Below are 1,031 nucleotides of genomic sequence, written 5' to 3' on the forward strand. Positions count from 1 at the left end.
AAGTACGGCCAACTTAACTTAACCATTCCTCGAGATCGCAATGGCCGGCTTGAAAATCATACCTTGCCAGCCTACGGTCGGCACAGTGATAATTTAGAAACAACGGTCATTCAGTTGTATACCAAGGGAATTACCACTGCTGAAATTGCCGAACTCATTGAGAAAATGTACGGTGCTCACTACTCCAAAGCCACGGTTTCCAACATGACTAAAGCCGTCAATGAACAGGTTCAAGCTTTCCAGCAACGTCGACTGGCTTCACAATATGCGGCCATCTTCTTAGATGCCACTTACTTGCCGTTAAAGCGGGATACCGTTCAAAAAGAAGCCGTTCATATTGCGATTGGCATTCGTCCAGATGGTACGAAAGAAGTGCTGAACTACCAAGTGGCGCCAACGGAATCGACTGGAATCTGGACTGAACTGCTGGGAACCTTGATCAAGCAGGGCGTTAAAGATGTGCTGTTGTTTGTGGCCGATGGGTTAGTTGGTTTGGATGAAGGCTTGAATCGGCATTTCCCTAAAGCCAAACGACAACGTTGCCTGGTTCATGTTGGGCGGAATCTGATGAACAAAGTTCGCGTAAAAGACCGCAAGGCCGTGATCAGTGACTTTAAACAAGTTCATCGGGCCGCCAACCGTGAAGCAGCCGAACTGAAACTGAATGAGTTCGCCAACAACTGGCATCAGACCTATCCCAAATTAATCAAAGATCTGCTTAAAATGCCGAATTTACTCACTTTCATGGACTTTCCACCAGCTATCCGGCAATCACTATACTCCACTAACCTGATTGAGAACTTTAATAAGCATCTCAAGCGCACCACCCACCACAAAGAACAATTTCCAACGGAAGATTCACTGGATCGCTTCTTGGTTTCTCAGTTTAATGTTTATAACGAGAAGTCTCTGAAGCGGATCCACCGAGGGTTCAAAGGACTCCAGGACACCTTGGAAGCATCATTTATTTAAGTTAGATACATATTATATGTACGAAGGCATTTCATTTACACAAGATTCTTGACGCTACC

At 45.3% G+C, this 1,031-nt stretch carries 1 protein-coding gene; it reads left to right on the top strand.

All coding sequences use genetic code 11. From position 1 onward, the window contains the following. Window positions 1-972, top strand: a 972-nt coding sequence (locus PPA04_RS09490) for an IS256 family transposase (protein ID WP_147206826.1), incomplete at its 5' end; no start/stop codon positions are given. Window positions 973-1,031 lie beyond the last annotated feature (59 nt).

Origin of the sequence: Pediococcus parvulus (assembly GCF_007990205.1) — a bacterium.
In the GTDB taxonomy this organism is placed as follows: domain Bacteria; phylum Bacillota; class Bacilli; order Lactobacillales; family Lactobacillaceae; genus Pediococcus; species Pediococcus parvulus.